The sequence below is a fragment of the Humitalea sp. 24SJ18S-53 genome, assembly GCF_050632385.1.
GTDB lineage: Bacteria > Pseudomonadota > Alphaproteobacteria > Acetobacterales > Acetobacteraceae > Humitalea.
Map to the genome: position 1 here is coordinate 5,698,350 of NZ_CP192599.1, position 23,396 is coordinate 5,721,745.

The following is a 23,396-nucleotide window of genomic DNA, read 5'->3' on the forward strand; positions in this document are numbered from 1 at the left end:
ACAAAGCATCGAAGAAGGACCACAAGATGAAGAGGCTGTTTCTGGGCATCGCGGCACTCTTGCCGTTGATGACATGCCTGTCCGATGGTGCACGTGCCCAGGCCTATCCGACGCGTCCCGTGCGGATGGTGCTGGGCTTCCCGCCCGGCGGGTCGACCGACATCATCGCCCGCTACGTCGCAGAGGCGCTGTCCGCCACCTGGTCGGTGCCGGTCGTCGTCGAGAACCGCGGCGGTGCCGGCGGCAACATCGCTTCCGAACTGGTCGCGCGCAGCGCGCCCGATGGCTACACGCTGCTGATGATCATCGGCGCCCACGTCACCAACCGGGCGCTGCACAACAACCTGCCCTACGATCCGATCCGGGATTTCGCACCTGTCTCTCTCGTGACCAGCACGCCGATCGTGCTTGTCGCGAACCCGCAGTTCGAGGCGCGGACCCTCGCCGATGTGCTTCGCCTGGCGCGGGCACGACCGAATGAGATCGGCTATGCCACCGCCGGCGTCGGCTCCACCCAGCATCTGGCGGCCGAGTTCATCGCCCGGACCCAGAACCTGCCCTGGCTGCATGTGTCCTATCGCGGCGGCGCCCCGGCGCTGAACGATACGGTGGCGGGTGTCGTGCCGCTCGCATTCCTCAGCACGACCCAGGTCGCGCCGATGGTGAGCGCGGGGCGGCTGCGCGGGATCGCGGTTGCTACGCCGGCACGCTCGCCGCTGATGCCGGAGGTCCCGACCTTCGCCGAATCCGGCATGCCCAACGTGACCGCCGAAACCTGGTATGGCGTGATCGCGCCGGCCGGCACGCCAGAGCCCATCATCCAGCGCATCCACGCGGATATCGCCCGCGCCCTGGACACGCCGGCCATGCGTGAACGCTTCGCATCCCAGGACGCGACCATCATCAACGGCACCCCCGCCGAACTCGGCACCTTGATGCGCGAGGAAGATGTGAAGTGGAGCGCGCTGATCCGCCAGTTGGGCATCCGCGCGGAATAGCCGCCTGCCTTGCCGGCACTGGCAGACCAGTGCCGGCGGGATCATCGATCGACGTCCGGGGGAGACTGCTCATGGGTTCGGTAGTGACGGCAGCCCGCCGTGTCGCGGGATGCGCATGAACAATCCCGACCTGCCGCTCGACGGCGCCGACGGGACCGCCATGCTGGCCGCCATCGCCAGCGGCAAAACCTGCGCCGAGGCGGTCGTCCGCGCATGCCTGGCGCGGATCGAGGCACGGGAGCCATTGCTGAAGGCCTGGGCCTGGATCGATGGGCCAGCCGCGCTGACCCAGGCGCGGGACCTCGACAAGCAGCGCGCCAGGCGCCCGCTGCACGGCCTGCCGATCGGCGTGAAGGATGTCGTCAACACGCGCGACATGCCGACCCAGCACAATTCGCCGCACTACACGGGCAGCAGGCCCGGCCTGGACGCGGCCTGCATCGAGGTGTTGCGCGAAGCCGGCGCCCTGATCATCGGCAAGACGGAAACGGTGGAATTCGCGGCCGGCGGCCGCAAGGCCCTGACCCGCAACCCAGCGGACCTGACCCGCACGCCAGGCGGCACCTCCAGCGGCTCGGCCGCCGCGGTCGCGGATTTCCATGTGCCTCTCGCGCTCGCGACGCAGACCAGCGGTTCCACGATCCGCCCCGCATCCTATTGCGGGGTCTATGCCCTGAAACCGAGTTGGGGCGTCGTGAGCCGAGAGGGCGTCAAGATGTTCGCCAATTCGCTGGATACCCTGACCTGGATGGCGCGATCGGTTCGCGACCTCCGGCTGCTGGCCGAGGTTTTTGACCTGCCGGACGACACGTCCGTGCGACCCGATGCTGCCCCTCTGCGCATCGGCATCTGCCGCACGCCGTTCTGGGCGAGGGCCGAGGATTCGACCCGATTCGCCATGGATGAAGCCATCGTGGCACTCCGGCAATCGGGCGCGGTGGTGACCGACATTGATCTGCCCGCGGCCTTCGCGGGCCTGCTGCGCGCGCATTCCGTCGTCATGGAAGGCGAGGCGCGTGGCGCGTTCCTCAATGAATACCGCCGGCACGGCGCCGCCCTGCACCCCCATCTGCGCAAGCGCGTCGAGAACAGCCTCGGCCTCACCCACAACGATCTGCGCGCGGCCTACGACCTCGCGGCATCCTGCCGGCAGGCCTTCGATGAGATCGCCGCCCCCTTCGACGCCATACTGACGCCAAGCTCCACCGGCGTCGCCCCGCTCGGGATCGACAGCACCGGTGACTCGACCTTCAGCCGTTCATGGAGCCTGCTGCACGTGCCCTGCATCAACATCCCGGTGCGGTCGCTGGTCCGGGGCCTGCCGATCGGCTTGACGCTGACGACCTCGCGCTTCGGCGACCTGCGCCTGTTGCGGGTTGCCGATCAAGTCGCGGCGGTCATCGGCGGCCGGGATTGATCGCGGAATATTATCGTCGCAGGCACAGACCTGACCCTTCGTGCCGCAACCACATGGCGTGCCGCGCGCCGGCCCGAATCGCTGCCTCGAACGCCACGGCCACGTCGGCAGGGGCGCCGAGGGAATTGGCGGCAGCGCCAAATCGCCAGTGCCAACGTCTACGTCCGGTGGGCAGGCGACCCGGGGCGGTTCCTGACCTGGCAGCTTTCCGTGCTCGCGCATCCTCTATCGCTGGTTCGCCCGGTTGCGCGTTCGGGGCCGTGGCAGCCCGAACGCCAAACTCGGCCGGCAGGTCCGGGACGTGCTGGACCTCGTCAAGGAGGGCATGGCAGGACCACCCCCTCTTTTCAGCAACCCGTCACCGCGTCGCCTTGCGGATGTTCCACGGCACGATGATCCCCGGCATCGCCAGGATGCCGGAAATCCGCGGGCTATGCGCCACCGGCAGGTACCATTGGCCGAAGGGCACATAGGGCACCAGGCGGTAGGCGCTGGTCTGCAAGTCATCCAGGATGCGCCGGCGTTCCTCGGCCGATGCCGCATAGGGATAGGCGTCGATCAGCGCCTGATGCGCCGCATCGCAGGGCCAGCCCGGCCAGGCGCGGTCGCAGGATGCCTGCATCGGCACATTTCCGACCGGGTCCGAGGCGCCCAGCCCGTTCCAGAAGGTCAGGCCGATGTGCCAGCCGCCCTCGGCCGGCGGGCGGCGATTGGCCCGGCGCCCGGCCATGGAGGCGAAGTCCATCGCCTGGATATCGGTGCGGAACCCCACCGCCTGCATCTGCTGCGCCAACACGAGCGTTGCCGCGTGCATAAAGGGGTTGTCGGTCGGGTCCATGATGACGATGGGGGCGCCATCGTAGCCGCTTTCGCGCAGCAGATCCCGCGCCCGCGCGACGGCGGCCGGGCTGCCCAGCCCCGGCGGCACGCCGGCGTTGGTTTCCTGCGGCGAACCGCAGACGAAGAAGGCGTGGCAGACCTGGGTCAGCGCCGGGTCGGGGAACATCGCCTGCAGGAATTCTTCCTGGTTCACCAGCAGCATCAGCGCTTCCCGCGCGCGCGGATCGTTGAAGGGCGGGTGGATGTGGTTCATCCGGATCATGCCCGGCGCGCCCAGCGTGTTCGTCCGCAGGATACGCACGCCGCGCCGCGCCAGCATTGGCAGGAAATCGACGCCCGGGGTTTCGATGTAGTCCAGTTCCCCCTGGATCAGCGCCAGCGCCGAGGTCTGCGCATTGGCGATGTTCAGCCATTCGACCCGTTCGACGAACACCCGCTTGGCGCCGGCGGTGCCGGAGGGCTCCTCGCTGCGCGGCACATAGGCGGGGTTGCGGCGATAGACGACCTTGCTGCCCGGCACCCATTCGTCGCGCACGAAGATGAACGGCCCGCTGCCGACCGTGTCCTGGATATTGGTGAAGGGATCGGTCGCGGCGACCCGTGCCGGCATGATCGCGGGCATGTTGCCGGCCGGCTTGGACAGCGCATCCAGCATCAGCCCGTAGGGGCGGTTCAGCGTCCAGACGACGGTCTTGCCATCGGGCTCCGCCGTCAGGCTGACGGTGATCGCCAGGATCTGCCGGCCATGCGGATCGCGCGCCGCCCAGCGCCGCAGCGATGCCACCACATCCGTCGCGGTGACCGGTGCGCCATCGTGGAACAACAGCCGGTCGCGCAGGGTGAAGCGCCAGACCAGGTTGTCGGCCGAGACGCTGTAGTCGCCGACCATCTGCGGCTGCGGCCGCTGTTGCGCGTCGCGCCCAAAAAGCTGGTCGTAGATCATGTGCGCGTGGCTCTGCACCACGCCGGCCGTGGTGTTGATCGGGTCCAGCGTCTGCAGATCGGCGTTGGGGACGATGCGCAGGATCTGTTCCGGCGGCAGGGCCTGGGCCAAGGCCGGGCCGCACATAAGGGCTGCCAGGATCGGCAGGGCCGCCCAAAAGCGTCGTGTCATGGTCCGTTCCTCCGTCACGCGAGCACTACTCCCTCTGGCACGGCCATGCCTGCACGAACACCCGGGCGCTGTCCCAGGCGTGCGAACCACGCCGCCAGATGCGGCGTCTCCGCCAGGTCGCGTTCGGCCCAGCCGTGCCGGGCGACCCAGGGATAGGCCGCGAAATCGGCGATGCTGATATCGGTTCCGGCCAGATAGGGCACCTCGGCCAGCCGCCCGTCCAGGAAACGATAGACCCGGTCCACCACCGCCCGCGCATAGGCTTGCGCGGGGTCCGGTTTCTCCGGCGCCAGGCCCAGCCAGTGATGCGCCTGGGCGGTCGCGGGGCCGACCCCCGTCAGCGCCACCATCAGCCAGGCCAGGGTATCCGCGCGGGCCACCCCGGCGCCGGGCAGGAAACGGCCATGCGCCTCGGCCAGGTGGATCAGGATCGCGCCGCTTTCGAACAGCACCAGCGGCGGCGCCCCGTCGGTCTCCTCGACCAGGATGGGCACCTTGCCAAAGGGGTTCAGCGCCAGGATCTCTGGGGCGAATTGTTCGCGGGCGCGGATATTCACGCCCGTCACGCTGTAGGGCAGGCCGAGTTCCTCCAGCAGGATCGAGACCCGGTGGGTATTGGGCGTGGCCCAGCCATAGAGGTGCCGGCGGGTCGTCATCGTGCCGGCATCCCGAAAACAGCGCGCATGCTGAAGCTCAGTCGCGGAATCCAGGCTCGGTGCGGTCCAGCTTGCGCAGCAGGGCCGGCCATTCCAGCAAGCCGTAGCGGCGCGACGCGCCGGGCAGGTACATCGCGCAGGACGCCGCCACCACCGCATCGGACGGCATGTCCAATTCGGTGTTGCAGGCCATCGCCGCCAGTTGCGCCTGGCAGGACCGTTCCATCCCCCACATGGCGATGAAGGCTTCCGCCACGCTCTGCCCCACGGTGATCATCCCGTGGTTCTTCAGGATCATGTAGTCGAGCGCACCCAGGGATTTTGCCAGCGCCTCGCGCTCCGACGGGTCGCGCTCCGGCCCACGGAAATCATGATAGGCGATGCGCCCATAGAAGCGCGTCGCCGTCTGCGTCAGCGGCAGCAGCCCGCATTTGAGCGCCGAGACCGCCATGCCCGCGATGGTATGCGTGTGCATGATCCCCATCACATCCGGCCGCGCGCGATACAGCCCGCTGTGGATGGTGAAGCCCGCCGGGTGCAGCCCATAGGGCAGGTCGGGCTTGTAGGCGATGGCGCCATCCATGCTGACCTTCAGCAGGCAGGACGCCGTCATTTCACCGAACAACATCCCGTTCGGGTTCAGCAAAAAATGGTCCGGGCTGTCGGGCACCCGCGCCGAGATGTGAGTGTAGATCATGTCCGACATGCCATGGCTCTCGCACAGCCGGTAGGCCGCCGCGAGGTCCACCCGCGCCTGCCATTCGGCATCGCTGACCGACCCCTGCAGCGGTTCGATCCGCATCGCGTTCACGCTGGTCATCGAGACTGCCTTTCTCAAACCGGTTGGATATTGGCGGTGCGGATCACGTCGCGCCATTTCACGACCTCTTCCGACAATTGCCGCGCCAGGGGCGCCGGGCCGTCGAAGCGCGGGATGGCGGCACCCTGCGCCAGGCGGTCCAGCATGTCGCGGTCCTCCTTCAGCAGGGCGAGTTCCGCGACCAGTCGCGCCATCATCGGCTCCGGCATATTTTTCGGCGCGAACATCGAAAACCAATTGGGCGCGGAATAGCCCGGCACCTGTTCGGCGATGGCCGGCACGTTGGGCGTCTCTCCCAGGCGCTCCGGCATCGTGGTGCCGAGCAGCCGCGCGCGGCCCTGGCGCATGTGGCTGATCACCTCGATCGTGCTGCCGAAGACCAGGTCGATCTCGCCGGTGTAGATCGCGTTCACCGCCTGGCTGACGCCACGATATGGCACGTGCACCAACTCGACCCCGGCCAGCGAGGCGAACAAGGCGCCGGCCAGATGATTGGCCGAGCCGACGCCGCCGGAGCCATAGGTCAGCTTGCCCGGATTGGCCCGCGCGTCCCGCAGCAATTGCTCCAGCGAGGCCAGCGGCGAATCCTGCCGCACCATCAGCCCCGCAGGCACGTCGCAGATCACGCTGAGCGGCGCCAGGTCGCGCACGGGGTCGAAGCCCAGCGCCGGCTGCAAGGTCGGGATGATCGAGATCGAGGAGGAGATGAACAGCAGCATCGCGCCATCGGGCGGCGCCTGCCCCACCGCCTGTGCGCCCAGGCCGCCGCCGGCGCCGGGCCGGTTGTCGATGACGAAGGTGGCGCCCATCCGCCGGCTCAGCCGGTCGGCGATCAACCGGGCGGGCACGTCCTGCGGCCCGCCGGCCGCGAAGGGGATGACGATCCGCACCTGGCGCACCGGCCAGGCGTCTTGCGCACGGGCGCCTGTGGCCAGGGCCAGGCCAAGGCCTGCGACAAAAATATCCCTGCGATGCATCGGGGCTTCCTCCATGTGCGGTCTTGCTGCCGCCCGCCCTGCATCGACAACCGGCGACGCCCCGTCAAGACTGCGCGGCGGAGGAACACGCATGACAACCCTGATCAATCCGGTACTCGACCGCATGCGCGGCGGGCAGGCGTCGCTCGGCCTCGCCGTCCGGCTGGGCCGTTCGCCCGATATCGCGCGCGTCGCCAAGGCGACCGGCCACGACTTCCTGTTCATCGATGTGCAGCATTCGGTGTTCAACCTCGAAACCCTGACCTCCATCGCGCATACCGCGCTGGCCATCGGCGTCGCGCCCCTGGTGCGGGTGCGCGGGTTGGACGATCCCGATATCTCGCTGCTGCTGGACAATGGCGTGACCGGGATCGTCTTCCCCGATGTCGCGGATGCCGTCGGCGCGCGGCGCGCGGTTGATCTGTGCAAGTTTCCGCCGGTCGGCAAACGCTCCGTCTGCGGCGCCTATCCGCATTTCGATTTCCGCCCGACTCCGCTGTCGGAGGCCTGCCCGGCGCTGAATGCCGCCACCTTGGTGGTCTGCATGATCGAAACCGCCGAGGGGCTGCGGAATATCGAGGAGATCGCCGCCGTTCCCGGCGTCGATGTCATCCACGTCGGCGCCAATGACCTGCTCGTCTCGCTCGGCAAGACAGGCCAGTTCGACGACCCCATCCTGATCGAGGCGATGGACCGCGCCATCGCCGCCGCCGGTGCCAATGGCATTTTTGCGGGATCGGGCGGCAATCGCGACGTCGCGCGCCAGGTGGCGGCGATCCAGCGCGGCGCACGCTTTGTCACGACGCAGACCGACCTTGGTTTCCTGACCGCCGCGGCGGGCCAATGGGTCGCGGGCGTCCGCAAAGGAGTCGGGGCATGAAGCTGGTCCCCGCCCAGACCGCGCATGCCCAGATCGTCGCGGTGCTGACCGCCTGGGGCATGCCGCCGGACCTCGTCGCCACCACCGCGGAGGTGATGATCGAGACAGACCTGGCCGGCGTGGACAGCCACGGCATCTCGATGCTGATGGATTACGGCGAAAGCCGCGCCAAGGGCCGGCTGAATGTGATGGCCCGCCCGCGCATCATCCGCGAAAACCCGGTCACGGCGCTGGTCGATGCCGATGCCGGGCTCGGCCATCCGGCATCTGTCTTCGGGATGGAACTGGCGATCCAAAAAGCCAAGGCCGCCGGGGTCGGCGTTGTTGCCGTCCGCAACTCGCATCACTTTGGCGCCGCCGGGCATTACGCCAGCCTGGCCGCCGCTGCCGGGTTGATCGGGCTGGTCACCAGCGCCACCCGCACGATTGGCGTCGTGCCGACGCGCAGCGCCGTGCCGGTGCTGGGCACCAACCCGATCGCCTTCGCCGCCCCGGCGCGGCGCAACCGCGCGCTGCGGCTGGACATGGCGACCAGCACGACGGCGTCGAACAAGGTCAAGGTCTATGATCTGAAGGGCAAGCCGCTGCCGACGGGCTGGGTGCTCGATGGCGCGGGCGTGCCGGTGCTGGACGCGGCCGAGGCCTGGGACACCATCAAGAACCGCGACATCGGCGGCCTGACCCCCTTGGGCGGCACCGAGGACATGGCGAGCCACAAGGGCTACGGGCTCGCCATGATGGCGCATGTGCTGGGCGGCACGTTGTCGGGCGCCTCGTTCTCGCCCATCCGCGTTCGCACCCAGCGACCGCAGGACCCCGATGACCTCGGCCATTTCTTCATGGCGCTGGACCCCGGCGCATTCCGTGACGAAGGCGCGTTCGAGGCTGATCTGGACGACGCCATCGACGTGCTGCACGGCTCGACCCCGATCGACCCCGCACGCCCCGTGCTGGTCCCGGGCGAGCCTGAAGCGATGAGCCGCACCGAACGCCTGCGCGACGGGATCCCGATGCCGGACAGCCTGGCGAAGCGGCTGCGCGCGGTCTGCGACGCCTGCGGGGCGCCGTTCCTGATCGGGTAGGACTGGACCGTGGTGCGATCGCATTCGCTCACGCACCACGGTCGAGCCTGTTGCTTTATCCTTCGGCGCATCCGCGCCTACGCCCATCGCGCGCTAGGGTCGCGCCGCCGCCCGTTCCGAATAGGCGGTGGTGAACTTCGCCGCCGCAACCACGGACAGGATGGTCACCACGATGGGCAGTTGCCGCGGCACGCCCGGCACGTAGAGCATCACCAGGTTCATCGACACGATCACGGCAAAGGCCAGCGCCCAGGCCGCGGTGATGACCTGGTTGGTGCGCAGGAACTCCGGGTTGTTCCAATACGCGGACGGTACGCTTTCCCGCGCGTATTGCAGGGTGAAGGGCCGCCCGATGACCATGGATAGCAGCGCGATCGCCAGCAGCCCCAGGTCGACCCAGAATTTTGCTCCGACCAGGGACATCCCCGCGCCGCTCAGCAAGGCGTAGAGCGCCAGCGCTGTGAAAAGCACCGCCGCCCCGATTTCCATCAACTTGGGCGACCGCTTCGGGTCGATCCAGTCACGGACCAGCAGGGCGAAGGCGATGGCGGCACCCGCCAGGAGCCCCGGCACCGCGCCCGCCAGGACATCGACGACGGCGAAGGCGAGGAACGGCGCGAAGGCCAGCAGGATGCCCATGGGCTCAGGCGCCCACCCAATTGCCGTGGAAGCCGAAGGGCACGCGATCAGGCAGTTGCACGGCCGCGACCGGCCCCTTGTCGACACCCTGCGTGTCCAGCACCAAAAGGTCGGAGCGTTGTTCGTTCCCGCGCCAGGCGACCGTCAGCAGCCAGCCATCACCTTCCGGCGCGTCCGGGCCGCGCGGGACGAAGACGGCTTCCGACAGCGCATCGCCGTCGGGCAGGGTGAAGATGTCGCGCTGCCCCTTGGAAAAGTCATGCCAGACGGCCGTGTTCAGCTCCCGATCCGGGCGGGTGCTGCCGGCAAAGGTGCCGAAGCGATTGGCCAGCCCGGCGCGGCGGTCGTCCAGGCGCGGGAATTCGCCCGCCATGTCGTCCAGCACGGTGCGGCGGAAGGCGTCGGTGCCGGGTTCCAGGGTCCAGCGGACGAGCCGGGCACTGGTCTCCTCGTGGGTCGACTCCCGCCCGTCGATCCGGCCGAAAAGGGGCGGCGCGTCGTATTGCATCACATCGACCAGGATGCGCTCGCCGTCCTCCCAGGCATTCAGGATGTGGTAGACATAGCAGGCCTCGGCGCGGAACCAGCGCAGCGACGCCACGCCCTGGTCGCGCCGGATCACCCCGATATGGCCGCCCAGGTCGGGTTCCCACATGTAGGGCATCTGGCCGGCCATCGCGCGTTCCATGCGGCCCACCAACGGCAACACCGGAAACAGGACATGCCTGTCGGTCACGGCGAAGTCGTGGACCATGCTGCAATAGGGCGCGTCGAAGGCCTCATGCCGCGTCACCCGTCCCGCGCGGTCGAGCGTGCCATAGGTCATGCCGGCCGAAAGCGGGCCGGAGGCGGAGTAGCCGAAGAAGATCAACTCCCCAGTCACCGGGTCGATCTTGGGATGGGCGGTGAAGGGGCCTTCCATCGGTCTGTCGAAATGCACGACGCCCTCGGTCGCCAAAGTCCTGGGGTTCATGCCGAAAGGCTGGTGGGCTTCCTCCAGCGCCATCAGCCGGCCCGCGTGCCAGACGATGTTGGTATTCGCGACGCCGGTGCGCGGGATGTCCACATGCTCCGGTGAGGGCCGGCCGAAACCGATCAGCAGCGATTTGCCGGCGGCATGTTCGGCCTGCCACTTGTCGGTGCGGACCCAGCGATTGCGATAGGCGGCGCGACCGTTTTCCAGCGTAAAACCGTGGATCATCCCGTCGCCGGAAAACCAGTGATGCTGCGCCGGGTCGATCGGGGCGAATTGCGGGTTGGGTCCGTTGCGGAACAGCGTGCCCGCCAGCGCTTTCGGCAATTCGCCAATCACCGGCAGGTTGGGCAGGTCCTGTTCGCTGTGGATCGGGGCGTAGTTGTCGGACGGGTCGGCATCGTAGGGCATTGTTCGCTCCCATTGCGAAATTGACAGTGGAAACATCGCCGATGCGACGGGCTCTGTCAACGCTTATATTTCCAGTGTAAACATTCACGCATGACACGACCCTATCACCACGGCGACCTGCGCGAGGCGCTGCTGGCCGCCGCCGAGACCATCCTGGAAACCGAGGGCCTGCCCGCGCTGACCCTGCGCGCGGCGGCCCGCGCCGTCGGCGTTTCCCACGCCGCCCCGGCCAACCACTTCGGCGATATGACGGGGCTGCTGAGTGAACTGGCCGCCGTCGGCTACCAGCGCTTCGGTGCCGCCCTGGCGACGGCGATGGACGCGGCAGGGCCTGACCCGCGATTGAGGTTCCAGGCGATGGGCCGCGCCTATGTCGGTTTTGCCAGGGCGCATCCCGGGTTGTTCGTGTTGATGTTCCGCAGCGAAAGGCTGGACGCCAGCCGGCCGGCCCTGCGCGCGGCCATCGATGCGTCGCGGGAGGCCTTGCGCCAGGCGATTTCCGCACGCAGCACGGCACCGGCCGGCCCCTTGCAGATGGCGGCCCAGGCCGCGGCCTATTGGTCGCTGGTGCATGGGTTTGCCGTGCTGCTGCTCGACGGCCGGCTGAACGGCATGATCAAGGCACTGCCGGGGCCAGCCGATGCCGACGACCTGCTGGAGGCGATGCTGACCACGGTGACGCTGGCCGGGTGATGCCGCGCGGCGATTGCAAGACGTCGTCCGCTCCGTGCAGACTTCAGATAATACAAGACATCCCTGGGAGGGGAGCGCCATGCTGATCACCCGTCGCCACGCCGGCCTCGCCGCCGCCGCCTTGCCGCTCCTGCCCGGGGTCGCCCTGGCCCAGGCCACGCCCACGGCGCCGCAAAACCCCGGCTTCTATCGCTTCAAGCTTGGCGGCTTCACCGTCACCACCGTCTATGACGGCTTCAACCGCCGCAACGTCGAAGGCCTGGTGCTGAACGCCCCGCTGGAGGAAGTGCGCGGCGTGCTGGCGCAATCCTTCCTGCCGGCGGTCGATTATCGCGGCCCCTATACCGTCACCTTTGTCGATACCGGCCGGCTGCTGATCGCCTTCGACGCCGGCACCGGCGGGCAGATGGCGGCGACCGCGGGGCTGATGACGGCGAATATGGCGGCCGCCGGAATCGACCCCGCCCGCGTCGGGCTGGTGATCGTCACCCATTGCCACCAGGACCATATCCACGGCCTGACCACCGCCGATGGCCGCGCGGTTTTCCCGAACGCCGAAATCGCGATCAACGAGGCCGAATATGCCTGGTGGACCGACGCCTCCAACGAAAGCCGCAGCCCGCAGGGCCAGCGCGTCAACTTCGCCAACGTCGCCCGCCGCTTCGCCCCCTACCAGGGCCGCATCCGCCGCTTCGCGGCCGAGACCGAGGTCACGCCCGGCGTGCGCGCCATCGCAGCCTACGGCCATTCGCCGGGGCACAGCGTGTTCCAGGTGGCCGATGGCGACGCGCAACTGATGGTGCTGGCCGACCTCACCCACCGGCCGGAACTCTTCGCCCGGCGGCCCGGCTATATCTCGACCTTCGATTTCGACGGGGCGGCCGGGGGCGTGTCGCGGATGCGGGTGCTCGACCGGGTCGCCGCCGACCGGATGCGCGTCACCGGCTACCACTTCCCCTTCCCGGCGACCGGCTACATCGCCAAGGAAGGCGACGGCTTCCGCTACGTGGCCTCGGACTGGTCCAGCCCCGGCATCTGACCGTCAGTGCAAGGCACTGCGCGTCGCCACCCAGGCGATCGCGCAGGCCGCCAGGCCCAGCCCGACCGACAGTCCGACATACAGCGCCGCCTGCCACCAGCCGCGTTCCCACAGCAGCAGCGTCTCGGCCGAAAACGCGGAAAAGGTCGTGAAGCCGCCCAGCATCCCAGTCACCAGCAGCAACCGCGCCGTGCCGCTCAACTCCACCCCAACCGCCACCCCGATCAGCGCACTGCCGATGATATTCACCAGCAACGTGCCCCAAGGGTAGTTCGGCCCCAACAGCCCCGCCGCGACCACCGACACCGAAAACCGCAACACCGACCCGATGGCACCACCCAGCGCGACCCATAGCAGGGCCTGTGGTGTCAGGGCGGTCACTGGAATGGGGGGGGGGCGCCGTGGAAGGGGCTTTGCCCCCTCCACACCTCCCCCACCAGGGGCCGCCGCCCCTGGACCGGCGCGATGTATTGGTAAAATAAAGGGAGGGGCGAGACCACGCTTCGCCCAGGGTACGCCAATGACGCCCCTCCCTTTATTTTACCAAATCCCGTGGGTTCCAAGGGGCCACGGCCCCTTGGTGGGGAGAGTTTGAGAGGGGCAAAGCCCCTTTCAACGCGCAGCCCCCTCACTTCGGGCGCCGCGCGGGCACCGCCCCTTCAAGCCGGCCGCGCGGTGCGGCGCGGGTGCGGCGCAGCGCCGCCAGGTGTTCGAGCTTGTCGCGCAATGCCGCCTCCCGCCCTCGATCCGTGGGTTCGTAGAGTTTGCGGGCGGACATGCCATCCGGCCAGTAGTCCTGCCCGGAAAACCCGTCCTCGGCCTTGTGGTCGTAGTCGTAGCCGCCGCCGTAGCCCAGGTCGCGCATCATGGCCGTCGGCGCGTTCAGGATATGTGCGGGCGGCATCAGGCTGCCGGTTTCGGCGGCCAGCGCCCGGGCGGCGCCCCAGGCGGAATAGGATGCGTTGGATTTATCGGCCGTCGCCAGGCGCAGCACGCATTGCGCCAGGGCCAGGTCGCCTTCCGGGCTGCCCAGGCGTTCGTAGGTCTCCCAGCAGGCCAAGGCAAAAGGCAGCGCGCCCGGGTCGGCCAGGCCGACATCCTCCGAGGCGAAGCGGGTCAGGCGGCGGGCGATGTAGCGCGGATCCTCGCCGCCATGGAGCATCCGGGCGAACCAGTACAGCGCCGCATCCGGGTCGCTGCCGCGCATCGATTTATGCAGCGCGGAGATCAGGTTGTAGTGTTCTTCCTTGTTGCGGTCATACAGCGCCGCGCGTTTCGCCAGCAACGCCGACAGGGCGGCGGTGTCGAGCGGCCTGGTGCCCGGCGGCAGCGCCAGCAATTGCTCGGCCATGTTCAGCAGGTAGCGCCCATCGCCATCGGCCATCGCGGCCAGCGTGGCACGGGCGGGGGCATCGACGGGCAGGGGACGGCCGGCATCGGCCTCGGCGCGGCTCAGCAGCAGGTCCAGGGCCGCCTCGTCCAGCCGCTTCAGCACCAGCACCTGGCAGCGCGAGAGCAGCGCGCCGTTCAGGGCGAAGGACGGATTCTCCGTCGTGGCGCCCACCAGCACCACCGTCCCGTCCTCCACCACCCCCAAAAACCCGTCCTGCTGGGCGCGGTTGAAGCGGTGGATTTCATCGACGAACAACAGGGTCGCGCGCGGCGCGGCACGGGCGGATTCAAACGCGCGCTTGAGGTCGGCGACACCGGAAAACACCGCCGAGAGGGATTCGAACCGCAGCCCCGCCGCTTCTGCCAGCAGCCGCGCGATGGTCGTCTTGCCCACCCCCGGCGGCCCCCAGAGGATCAGCGACGACAGCGCCCCGCGTTCCAGCATGCGCGTCAGCACGCCCTCGGGCCCGACCAGATGGCCTTGTCCCGCGACATCGGCCAGGGCCCGCGGGCGCAGCCGGTCGGCCAGCGGCCGCGCCGTGGCGGCCGTGGCGGGTGGTGCTGTTTCGCCGAACAGGTCGGGGGGCGGCGATGGATCGCGGGACATGCGGCAGAATAGCGCCGGTCGGGCAGGACTGCGAAGCCATGCCCCACCGCGTTGCACCCGGGCGGCGCGGCGGCTACGCAAGCGGGAACCGGAGGACACGCCCAATGACAATCACCCGTCGCCGTCTCGTGGCCGCAGGCGCGCTCCTGCCCTTTGGCGCCGCCGCCCAGACTCTTCCAGGCCAGACCCTGCCCAGCCGCCCCGTCCGGCTGATCGCGCCCTATGCGCCGGGCGGTGGGGTGGATACCTCCGCCCGCCTGCTGTCCGTGCCGATGGGGGCAGCACTCGGCCAGCCTGTCATCGTGGAAAACCGGCCCGGCGCCGGCGGGGCGATCGGGGCCGCCGAACTGGCGCGCGCCGCACCCGATGGCAGCACGGTCATGGTCGATGCGCTGGGCCATGTGCTGAACCCGGTGCTGCAGCGGAACCTGCCCTTCGACTACGCGACGGCGTTTACCCCGATCACGCAATTGCTGGTCTGGCCGCAGATCCTGCTGGTGCCGCCGACCCTGCCGGTGCGGACGCTGGCCGAGTTCCTCGACTACGCGCGGGCGCGGCCCGGGGCGCTGTCCTATGGATCGTCGGGCAATGCCACGGCGGCGCATCTGGCGGCGGCGCTGTTGTTCTCGCGCGCCGGCGTGCGGCTGGAACACGTGCCCTATCGCGGCGGCGCGCCGGCCTTGCAGGATCTGCTGGGGGGCAACATCGCCTGCGTCTTCGGCACCGTCGCCTCGTCGCTGCAATTCGCGCGGGAGGGGCGGCTGCGCGGGCTGGGGGTGACCACCATCACGCGGCTGGCGGCCCTGCCGGATGTGCCGACCATCGCCGAACAGGGTTTTCCTGGCTACGAGCTGAACGAATGGAACGGGCTCTACGGCCCGGCCGGGTTGGCGGCGCCGTTGCGCGACCGCTGGTTCGCCCTGTCGCGCGACGCGTTGGCCGATGCGACGGTCCGCAGCCGGCTGGACACGCTGGGCGCCATCCCGGTCGGCAGCGAACCCGAGGCCTTCGCCCGCTATGTCACCGAACAGCGCGAGGCGATGCGCGGGTTGGTGGCGCAGACCGGGATCGAAATCGGCTGATCATTGCGCCGGCTCATACCGGCGCGCCATTTTGTTGGCTAAGGCCAATAGCAGACAGGGGGGGAACAGCACATGGACGGCGGAACCCAGCCGCTGCTGCGGCTTGAGGCTTCGGGCGGTGTCGCAACACTGACCCTGGCCCGCCCGGCTGCGCGCAACGCCCTGTCGATGGGCATGATCGCGGCGCTGCGCGACACGCTGGCCCGGATCACGGCCGATGATACCATCCGCTGCGTCATCCTGGCCGCCGATGGCCCGGTCTTCTGCGCCGGCCACGATTTGCGCGAATTGACCGCACATCGCGCCGATGCCGATGCCGGCGCCGCATTCTTCGCCGAGACCATGGCCGCCTGTTCCGCGCTGATGCAGGCCATCGTCGCTCTGCCGCAGCCCGTCATCGCCGCGGTGCAGGGCATGGCGACCGCGGCCGGCTGCCAGTTGGTCGCGACCTGCGACCTGGCCGTCGCCTCCGCCGCCGCGCGCTTTTGCACGCCTGGCGTGGACATCGGGCTGTTCTGCTCGACACCGGCGGTCGCCCTGTCCCGTGCCGTGCCGCACAAGGCGGCGCTGGAGATGCTGCTAACCGGCGACCCCATCGGCGCCGAGGCCGCACGCCGCCTGGGCCTGGTCAATCGCGTGGTCGCCCCCGACGCGCTGGTCGCCGAAGCCGCCGCGCTGGCCCAAAAGATCGCGGCCCGCAGCGCCGTCGCGGTACGCCTGGGCAAGCGCGCCTTCCACACCCAGTCCGGGCTGCCGTTGGCCGAGGCCTATGCCATCGCCGCCGCGACCATGACCGAGAACATGCTGGCCGAGGATGCCGCCATCGGCATCGGCGCCTTCCTGAACAAGACCACGCCGGTCTGGCGTAACCGTTGACAGCGCCGCCTGGCGCTTTTCATTGAAAGTCTGACCCATGGCCAATGCCGCCTACGACACGGACCTGGACCGCAATCCCGCGAACCACCAGCCGCTGACGCCGCTGCTGTTCCTGGAACGCGCCGCGCTGACCCATCCGGCGCGTCCGGCGGTGATCCACAATGGGCAGGTGACGGATTACCGGAGCCTGCGCGAACGCTGCGTCCGCCTCGCGTCGGCCCTGGCGCGGCGCGGCTTCGGCGATGGCGACACGGTCGCGACCCTGCTGCCCAATATCCCGCCGATGCTGGAATCGCATTACGGCGTGCCGATGTCGGGCTGCGTGCTGAACACGATCAACACGCGGCTGGATGCCGATACCATCGGCTACATCCTGGACCATGGCGAAGCGCGCGTGGTGATCGTGGACCGCGAACTCTTCCCGGTGCTGCGCGACGCGCTGGAACGCTGCACCAGCAAGCCCTTGCTGGTCGAGGTCGATGACGGCGTCGGCGCGCCCATCCCCGGCGCCATCGGCTATGAGGCATTGCTGGCGGAGGGCGATTCCGATTTCGCCTGGCCGATGCCCGCCGATGAATGGAAGGCGATCAGCCTGAACTACACCAGCGGCACCACGGGCCGGCCCAAGGGCGTGGTCTATCACCATCGCGGCGCCAACCTGCTGGCGCTGGGCAATGTGCTGGCGGCCGATATCCGCCGCCACCCGGTCTATCTCTGGACCTTGCCGATGTTCCATTGCAACGGCTGGTGCTTCCCCTGGACCATCGTGGCGCTGGCCGGCACCCATGTCTGCCTGCGCGCGGTGCGCGGGGCCACGATGTGGCGGCTGATGGCCGAACATGGCGTGACCAACATGTGCGGCGCGCCCATCGTGATGTCGACGTTGCTGGACACGCCCCTGTCCGACCGCGCGACGCTGACGACCCATGTGAACTTCACCACCGCCGGCGCGCCGCCGCCGGAGGCCGTGCTGGGCCGCATGGCCGCCGCCGGCTTCACCGTCTGCCACGTCTATGGGCTGACCGAATGCTACGGCCCCGCCGTGGTCAATGAATGGCACGACGACTGGACCGCGCTGCCCCCCGCCGAACAGGCGGTCCGCATGGCCCGCCAGGGCGTGCGCTACCATGTGCTGGAGGGTCTCGACATCATCGACCCGCTGACCCGCGTGCCGGTCCCCGCCGATGGCATCACGATGGGTGAGGTGATGATGCGCGGCAACGTCGTCAGCAAGGGTTACCTGAAGGACCCCGAGGCCACCCAAAAGGCCTTCGCCCATGGCTGGTTCCACACCGGCGACCTGGGCGTGCGCCACACCGATGGCACCATCCAACTGCGCGACCGCAGCAAGGACATCATCATCTCGGGCGGCGAGAATATCAGCAGCATCGAGGTCGAGGACGCGCTTTACAAACACCCCGCCGTCTCCCTGGCCGCCGTCGTCGCCCTGCCGGACGAGAAATGGGGCGAGGTTCCCTGCGCCTTCATCGAGCTCAAGCCCGGCATGGACGCGACCGAGGCCGAGCTGATCGCCTGGTGCCGCGAACGCATGGCCGGCTTCAAGGCGCCGAAAAAAATCATCTTCAGCGAATTGCCGCGCACCAGCACAGGCAAGATCCAGAAGCACGTGCTGCGCAGCAGCATTCGGGGATGACCGGTGCGCCCCGCACGCGGGGCTGTATCGGCCAGTAACTGTTGTGTGGCCGAAGCGTTCGGGGTTAGGGGAGCGCAACGCGGCTTGCGCCGCGCATGGTGGATGCCCCCCGCCGGAGCATGGCAGAACCAACCCGCGCCAAAAAACGGTACCGCAACATTCTGCTTGCGGCACAGGCGTCAGAAACGGAATGATTGATTGTGACGCTTTGGATCGACGTCGAGGACCTGTTCGATTACGCCCGGCATCTCGCTCGCCCGAGCGGGATCCAGCGCCTGAGCTTTGAACTCTACCGCGCCCTTGTCGCCTGCCCGGACCGCGACGTCGGTTTCGTCCGCCACGATTCACCGCGCGGCACCATGCGCGTGGTCGCCTGGGGGGAGGTGGTGGCGCTGTACGAGGGGATGATCGCCGGCCCCTCGGCCCATGACGCCGCCACGACCGCGGCCGCCGAAGCCGGCACGCTTTCCATCCCGACCACGAGGCCGCTCGGCCTTGGCCCCATCCGGCACGTCATCTCCCGCCTGCCCTTCGACCTGCGCCAGCCGCTGTCACAGGGGGCACATCACCAGATCGCGGTCATGCGCCACTTCGTCGAGGCCGTGCGCGCCGTGCCGAGCCTGTGGCGGCGCCCGGTTCGACCCGTGCAGGCCGAGCCGCCGGACGGCGAACAGATCCCCGGTGAGGCTGAGCCCGTCGCCTGGGGCACCGACCTGCGTGAGGTCGCGCAGCCGGGCGACACCCTGGCCTGCTTCGGTTCGCCCTGGTTCCACCCGGCCTATGCCACCCTCGTGTCCCGCGTGGTTGGCCCCACGGGCATGCGCTTCGCGCTGCTGGTCTACGATTTGATCCCCGTGCTGCGGCCGGAATTCTGCGACCGCGGCCTGGTCCGCATTTTCGAGGGCTTCATCCGCCGCTGCCTGCCCGCGGCCGATATCATCCTGGCGATTTCCGACGCCACCGCCCGCGACATCGAAACCTGGGCGGCCCGGGAAGGCATCGCCCTGCGGTCCACCCCGCGCCCCATCCCGATCGGCACCGGCTTCGTGCCCGCCCCCGCCACGGCCCTGCCGGAGGGGCTGGTGCCCGGCGGCTACGCCCTCTTCGTCTCGACCATCGAGGCGCGGAAGAACCACCTCCAGGCCTTCCGCATCTGGCGGCAGATGCTGGAGGAGATGCCGCGCGACCAGGTGCCGACCCTGGTTTTTGCTGGCCGCGTCGGCTGGATGGTGGCCGATTTGATGCAGGCGATCGAGAACACCGACTGGCTCGACGGCAAGCTGGTGCTGGTGCGGGAGCCGGATGATTCCACGCTCTCGGCGCTCTACGAGAACTGCCGCTTCACGCTGTTCACCTCGCATTACGAGGGCTGGGGCCTGCCGGTGTCGGAGAGCCTGGCCTTTGGCAAGACCTGCATCGCCTCGGACCGCACCTCGGTGCCGGAGGCCGGTGGGCCGTTCTGCCTGTATGTGGACCCGGAGAACACGACCGCGGCCTATGCCGTCGTGCGCCGCGCGGTCGAGGATCCGAATGTGGTGCCGGCGCTGGAGGCGCGGATCGCCGCCGATTACCGCCCGACCCCCTGGACCGCGACGGCCGAGGCGGTGTTGCGGGCGATCGAGCCGGCTACAAGCTCGCCTTGACGCTGGCGCTGGCTTCGGACCGCGTGGTGCCGACGCGCAGCGCCAGGGCGGCGGCCATGAATTCGTCCAGGCCGCCGTCCAGCACCGCGCCGGGATTGCCGGATTCGGTGCCGGTCCGCAGGTCCTTCACCATCTGGTACGGCTGCAGCACGTAGGACCGGATCTGGTGGCCCCAGCCGATGTCGGTCTTGCCGGCCTCGATGGCCGCGCCGATCGCCTCGCGCTTGGTCAGTTCCAATTCGTAGAGCCGCGCCTTCAGCATGTTCATCGCGATGGCGCGGTTCTTGTGCTGGCTGCGGTCCTGGGTCGATGCGGCGACGATGCCTGTCGGGATATGGGTGAAGCGCACGCCCGATTCGGTCTTGTTGACGTGCTGCCCGCCGGCGCCGCTCGCCCGGAAGGTGTCGGTGCGCAGATCGGCCGGGTTGATGTCGATCTCGATGCGGTCATCGACCACCGGATAGACATAGACGCTGGCGAAACTGGTCTGGCGCCGGGCGGCGGCATCGAAGGGGCTGATGCGGACCAGGCGGTGCACGCCGGTTTCGGTCTTCAGCCAGCCATAGGCATTGGGGCCGGTGACCTGGATGGTCGCCGATTTCAGCCCGGCCTGCTCGCCGGCGCTTTCCTCGGTCATGACCACCTTGTAGCCATGGCGTTCGGCCCAGCGCGTGTACATGCGCAGCAGCATCTCGGCCCAGTCCTGCGCCTCGGTCCCGCCGGCGCCGGCGTTGACTTCCAGCCAGGCGTCGTTGCCATCGGCTTCGCCGGACAGCAGGCTTTCGATCTCGCGGCGCTTGGCCTCGGCCGCCAGGGTCTGCAGGTCGGCCACGGCGGCATCGGCCGTCGCGGCATCGCCCTCGGCCTCCGCCATCTCGACCAGTTCCAGCGCGTCGCTGACGGCTTGTTCGAGCCTGGCGACGCCCTCGATCTGGTCGGCCAGCTTGGTGCGTTCGCGCATCAGGGTTTGGGCCAGGTCGGGCTTGTCCCACAGGGTGGGGTCCTCGGCGCGGGCGTTCAGCTCCTCCAGCCTGGCCTGGGCCACGTCCCAGTTCAGGTGTCGTCGCAGCAGGTCGGCGGATTCGGCAATCCGCAGTTTCAGGTTTTCGGCATCGGCGCGCATGGCGCCGAGTTAGGCCCGGCCAGCCTCCGGCGCAAGCGATGCGGTGTTGCGTTGGGCCATGCGGCGCGCGGCGATCCAGCCCCAGGTCATGTTGGGGCCGATGGTGGTGCCCGTGCCGACCGACCGCGTGCCCAGCGGATTGGCCATGGCGACCCCGGCGCAGAACAGACCGGCGATGACGCTGCCGTCGGGACGCAGGACCTCCGCGTGTTCATTGGTGCGCGGACCGCCCTTGGTCGCCAGGATCGATCGGTTGAACGGCATGGCCAGGAACGGCGGGCGGATGATCGGGTCCAGCCCCGCGCGCCGCCGCTTGTCGGCCGACGCCGCCGCATCCCGCCCCGCGGGGCGGCCGAACTCCGCGTCCCGCCCAGCCGCCGAGGCCGCGTTGAACCGCGCGACGCTGGCCGCGAGCACGTCCGGGTCCAGCCCGATCATCCGGGCCAGGCTGGCGATATCCGGCGCCTGGCGCAGCCATGCCGGGTCGTGCCGGGCCGCCCAGCGCACGGGCGGCAGGGCGTCCAGCATCGCCGCATCGCTGATGACCCAGGCCGGCAGGTGGATGGGCTGGCCGGTGACCGGATCGCGTGTGTCCAGCAACTCGCCGATGTTGAAGCGCAACTCGTTCACGAAGCGCTGGCCGTGGCGATTGACCAGCATGGCATTGGGTTCGGTATGGAAGGGGACCGGCAGCGCATGCAGCGCGCCCTGGTAGCGCGTGGGGATGCTGGGGGTCAGCGTCGCCTGGTCCATATGGGCCAGCGCCGCCCCGGCGGCGGTGGCCATGCGATGCCCGTCGCCTTCATTGGCCTTGGGGCTGCCCAGGTAATCGACCGGCCCCGGGAAGTTCTGGGCCAGCATCGCCGCATCCCATTCAAACCCACCCGTCGCGATCAACACGCCGCGCCGGGCGGTGATGGTGCGGGTGGCGCCATTCTGTTCGACCACCGCCCCGGTCACGGCCCCGCTGTCATCCAGGGTCAGCGACACCGCGCGGGCCGACAGTTCGATTCGGCAGCCGTGGTCCAGGCAGCCGCGCAGCAGCCCGGTGATCAGCGCCGTGCCCTTGCCCGCCGCATTCGTCAGCAGCCGCCAGGCCAGGCGCGGCCAGAGCGACAACGCCGTGCGGTAGGGCTTGTGATACAGATCAGTCGTGACGGATTCGTGATAGGTGAAAATTTCCGGGATCGTCGAACGCCGCAGCCGGAAGGCGTAGCGCCCGGCACGCCAGCGACTCAGCGCCAGCGGCGACAGCATCCGGCCGCGCGGTTTTGCGCCGGGAAGGTCGCGCAACGGGTCGGGTTCCGGTGTCAGGCGGAAGCGCAAGGGCGTCTCGGCCTCGACGAAATCCAGCATCGCCGGGGCTTGGGTGACAAACGCCTGCCACAGCGCATCCTCGGTCGCGGCCCAGCCTTCGGGGGCGGCGGCGCGGATATAGGCCAGGGCCTCTTCCGGGCTGTCGGCGATGCCTTCCGCGCGGGCATGGCTATTGGCGGGGATCCAGGTCCCGGCGCCGGACATGGCGGAGGTGCCGCCCAGCCGGTCGGTCTTTTCCAGGATGGTGACGGACAGCCCCTGGGCGGCCGCTGTCAGCGCCGCGGTCAGCCCGGCCGAGCCGGAGCCCAGCACCAGGACATCCGTGACCTCAGCCTTGGGCGAGGCGTTTTTCGACAAAGGCCAGCCGGTCCTGTCCCCAAAAGATCTCGTCGCCGATGACGAAGCTCGGGGCGCCGAAGACGTTGCGCGCCAGGGCGGCCTGGCTATCGGCCATGCGCATCGCGGCCCAGCGGGGGTCCGCACCCAGCGCCAGCACGGCCGGTGCATCCAGCCCGCATCCCGCGATCAAGTCACCCAGGCAGGCCGGGTCGGCGGGGTTGCGTTGGTCTTCCCACAGCGCCTTCAGCACGGCATGCGCCAGGGCCACCGCCGGCGCCTGGCCGATGGTCTCCCGCACGGCGATGACGCAGGAGGTGGTCAGCGCCTCGCTTGCCGGAAAATGTGCGGGTTCCAGATGGATCGGGATGCCCAGCTCGTCGCGCCAGCGGCGCAATTCCATCATCCGGTAGGCCTGGCGCTGCGGTGAGCGCTTGGGCAGGGGCAGGCCGCCGGATGCGGCGAAGATCGTGCCGAAATCCACCGGCCAGATATGCAGGCTGGCGCCGTGACGGGCCGTCATCTCGACGATTCGCGCAGCCCCCAGATGCGTCCAGGGGGAATTCAGCGAGACGTAGTAATCGACCCGCAGCGCCACTTAGGCGCCGGGCTCACGCGGCGGGGCAGCGGCCTGGTCCTGCGGCTGCTCGGCGGCGGCGCTGTCCTCGATGGCCTGCTCGGCCTTTTTCTGCGCCTTGACCTTGGCCTTCTCGGCCTTGATCCGCTCGCGTTCCTGGCGTTCAAAATTATAGTTCGGTTTACGCATGGCCCGACTTCTTCTTCATGCTCTGCGGGTCGTCGAAACGGCCCAAATCATGGCGTAGAGG

The 23,396-nt window shown here is 69.0% G+C and carries 22 protein-coding genes; 10 read left to right on the forward strand and 12 right to left on the reverse strand.

Features of this window, described 5'->3' with window-relative positions:
- Positions 1 to 26: 26 nt before the first annotated feature.
- Together ACQW02_RS27315 and ACQW02_RS27320 are read left to right on the forward strand one after the other, a co-directional pair.
- Entirely contained in the window at positions 27 to 998 is a 972-nt protein-coding gene (locus ACQW02_RS27315; RefSeq protein WP_431283063.1) for a Bug family tripartite tricarboxylate transporter substrate binding protein, read from the forward strand.
- Positions 999 to 1,113: 115 nt separating this feature from the next.
- Complete coding sequence (locus ACQW02_RS27320; RefSeq protein ID WP_431283064.1) at positions 1,114 to 2,415, forward strand: amidase; 1,302 nt, start codon at positions 1,114 to 1,116, stop codon at positions 2,413 to 2,415.
- A gap of 358 nt (positions 2,416 to 2,773) precedes the next feature.
- On the opposite strand, the gene ACQW02_RS27325 is transcribed toward ACQW02_RS27320, so the two are convergent.
- From ACQW02_RS27325 to ACQW02_RS27340, 4 genes are read right to left on the reverse strand one after another with little or no spacing between them, the layout of a single operon-like run.
- Positions 2,774 to 4,369 (reverse strand): ABC transporter substrate-binding protein, encoded by a 1,596-nt coding sequence (locus ACQW02_RS27325; protein ID WP_431283065.1) that lies wholly within the window; start codon positions 4,367 to 4,369, stop codon positions 2,774 to 2,776.
- 14 nt (positions 4,370 to 4,383) lie between these two features.
- Positions 4,384 to 5,025, reverse strand: a complete 642-nt coding sequence (locus ACQW02_RS27330) for a glutathione S-transferase family protein (protein WP_431283066.1) — start codon at positions 5,023 to 5,025, stop codon at positions 4,384 to 4,386.
- A gap of 37 nt (positions 5,026 to 5,062) precedes the next feature.
- Positions 5,063 to 5,845 carry a class II aldolase/adducin family protein gene (locus ACQW02_RS27335; RefSeq protein ID WP_431283067.1) on the reverse strand — a complete coding sequence of 261 codons (783 nt, stop codon included), beginning with the start codon at positions 5,843 to 5,845 and terminating at the stop codon, positions 5,063 to 5,065.
- Positions 5,846 to 5,859: 14 nt separating this feature from the next.
- Positions 5,860 to 6,822 carry a Bug family tripartite tricarboxylate transporter substrate binding protein gene (locus ACQW02_RS27340; protein ID WP_431283068.1) on the reverse strand — a complete coding sequence of 321 codons (963 nt, stop codon included), beginning with the start codon at positions 6,820 to 6,822 and terminating at the stop codon, positions 5,860 to 5,862.
- 91 nt (positions 6,823 to 6,913) lie between these two features.
- On the opposite strand from ACQW02_RS27340, the gene ACQW02_RS27345 reads away from it, so the two are divergent.
- Positions 6,914 to 7,702: an HpcH/HpaI aldolase family protein gene (locus ACQW02_RS27345; protein WP_431283069.1), complete on the forward strand. Its 789-nt coding sequence runs from the start codon at positions 6,914 to 6,916 to the stop codon at positions 7,700 to 7,702.
- Positions 7,699 to 8,784 (forward strand): Ldh family oxidoreductase, encoded by a 1,086-nt coding sequence (locus ACQW02_RS27350; protein ID WP_431283070.1) that lies wholly within the window; start codon positions 7,699 to 7,701, stop codon positions 8,782 to 8,784. The genes ACQW02_RS27345 and ACQW02_RS27350 overlap by 4 nt, the downstream gene beginning before the upstream one ends.
- A gap of 93 nt (positions 8,785 to 8,877) precedes the next feature.
- Here ACQW02_RS27350 and ACQW02_RS27355 read toward each other — a convergent pair whose 3' ends face one another.
- Together ACQW02_RS27355 and ACQW02_RS27360 are read right to left on the reverse strand one after the other, a co-directional pair.
- Positions 8,878 to 9,423 (reverse strand): hypothetical protein, encoded by a 546-nt coding sequence (locus ACQW02_RS27355; RefSeq protein WP_431283071.1) that lies wholly within the window; start codon positions 9,421 to 9,423, stop codon positions 8,878 to 8,880.
- A 4-nt stretch (positions 9,424 to 9,427) separates the two neighbouring features.
- The gene (locus ACQW02_RS27360) at positions 9,428 to 10,807 is read right to left on the reverse strand and encodes a carotenoid oxygenase family protein (protein WP_431283072.1); all 1,380 of its coding nucleotides are present in this window, start codon (positions 10,805 to 10,807) and stop codon (positions 9,428 to 9,430) included.
- 90 nt (positions 10,808 to 10,897) lie between these two features.
- Here ACQW02_RS27360 and ACQW02_RS27365 point away from each other — a divergent pair, with 90 nt between their 5' ends.
- Both ACQW02_RS27365 and ACQW02_RS27370 read left to right on the forward strand, forming a co-directional pair.
- Positions 10,898 to 11,500 (forward strand): TetR/AcrR family transcriptional regulator, encoded by a 603-nt coding sequence (locus tag ACQW02_RS27365; protein ID WP_431283073.1) that lies wholly within the window; start codon positions 10,898 to 10,900, stop codon positions 11,498 to 11,500.
- Positions 11,501 to 11,579: 79 nt separating this feature from the next.
- The gene (locus tag ACQW02_RS27370) at positions 11,580 to 12,539 is read left to right on the forward strand and encodes an MBL fold metallo-hydrolase (protein WP_431283074.1); all 960 of its coding nucleotides are present in this window, start codon (positions 11,580 to 11,582) and stop codon (positions 12,537 to 12,539) included.
- Positions 12,540 to 12,542: 3 nt separating this feature from the next.
- Here ACQW02_RS27370 and crcB read toward each other — a convergent pair whose 3' ends face one another.
- Positions 12,543 to 12,920 (reverse strand): fluoride efflux transporter CrcB, encoded by a 378-nt coding sequence (gene crcB, locus ACQW02_RS27375; RefSeq protein WP_431283075.1) that lies wholly within the window; start codon positions 12,918 to 12,920, stop codon positions 12,543 to 12,545.
- A 247-nt stretch (positions 12,921 to 13,167) separates the two neighbouring features.
- On the reverse strand, positions 13,168 to 14,538 hold the full coding sequence (locus ACQW02_RS27380) for a replication-associated recombination protein A (RefSeq protein ID WP_431283076.1): 1,371 nt from the start codon (positions 14,536 to 14,538) through the stop codon (positions 13,168 to 13,170).
- A gap of 104 nt (positions 14,539 to 14,642) precedes the next feature.
- Between ACQW02_RS27380 and ACQW02_RS27385 the strand changes: the two genes are divergently transcribed.
- The 4 genes from ACQW02_RS27385 to ACQW02_RS27400 all read left to right on the forward strand — a co-directional run bounded on the left by ACQW02_RS27385 (position 14,643) and on the right by ACQW02_RS27400 (position 19,793).
- Positions 14,643 to 15,620 carry a Bug family tripartite tricarboxylate transporter substrate binding protein gene (locus ACQW02_RS27385; RefSeq protein ID WP_431283077.1) on the forward strand — a complete coding sequence of 326 codons (978 nt, stop codon included), beginning with the start codon at positions 14,643 to 14,645 and terminating at the stop codon, positions 15,618 to 15,620.
- A gap of 72 nt (positions 15,621 to 15,692) precedes the next feature.
- Complete coding sequence (locus ACQW02_RS27390; RefSeq protein WP_431283078.1) at positions 15,693 to 16,496, forward strand: enoyl-CoA hydratase; 804 nt, start codon at positions 15,693 to 15,695, stop codon at positions 16,494 to 16,496.
- A 37-nt stretch (positions 16,497 to 16,533) separates the two neighbouring features.
- The gene (locus ACQW02_RS27395; RefSeq protein ID WP_431283079.1) at positions 16,534 to 18,150 is read left to right on the forward strand and encodes an acyl-CoA synthetase; all 1,617 of its coding nucleotides are present in this window, start codon (positions 16,534 to 16,536) and stop codon (positions 18,148 to 18,150) included.
- A gap of 200 nt (positions 18,151 to 18,350) precedes the next feature.
- Entirely contained in the window at positions 18,351 to 19,793 is a 1,443-nt protein-coding gene (locus ACQW02_RS27400) for a glycosyltransferase family 4 protein (RefSeq protein WP_431283080.1), read from the forward strand.
- Here the strand turns inward: ACQW02_RS27400 and prfB are convergent.
- Genes prfB through ACQW02_RS27420 form a run of 4 tightly spaced genes read right to left on the reverse strand, consistent with a single transcriptional unit; the run spans position 19,777 to position 23,335 of the window.
- A complete protein-coding gene (gene prfB, locus ACQW02_RS27405) occupies positions 19,777 to 20,916 on the reverse strand; it encodes a peptide chain release factor 2 (protein ID WP_431283081.1) in 1,140 nt (379 codons plus the stop codon). The two genes, ACQW02_RS27400 and prfB, sit on opposite strands and share 17 nt — an antisense overlap.
- Before the next feature lie 9 nt (positions 20,917 to 20,925).
- A complete protein-coding gene (locus tag ACQW02_RS27410; RefSeq protein WP_431283082.1) occupies positions 20,926 to 22,590 on the reverse strand; it encodes an FAD-dependent oxidoreductase in 1,665 nt (554 codons plus the stop codon).
- Positions 22,562 to 23,167, reverse strand: coding sequence for a 2-hydroxychromene-2-carboxylate isomerase (locus ACQW02_RS27415; protein WP_431283083.1), 606 nt, complete (start codon positions 23,165 to 23,167; stop codon positions 22,562 to 22,564). Before ACQW02_RS27415 ends, ACQW02_RS27410 begins: the two co-directional genes overlap by 29 nt.
- Positions 23,168 to 23,335, reverse strand: coding sequence for a hypothetical protein (locus ACQW02_RS27420; RefSeq protein ID WP_431283084.1), 168 nt, complete (start codon positions 23,333 to 23,335; stop codon positions 23,168 to 23,170).
- Positions 23,336 to 23,396 lie beyond the last annotated feature (61 nt).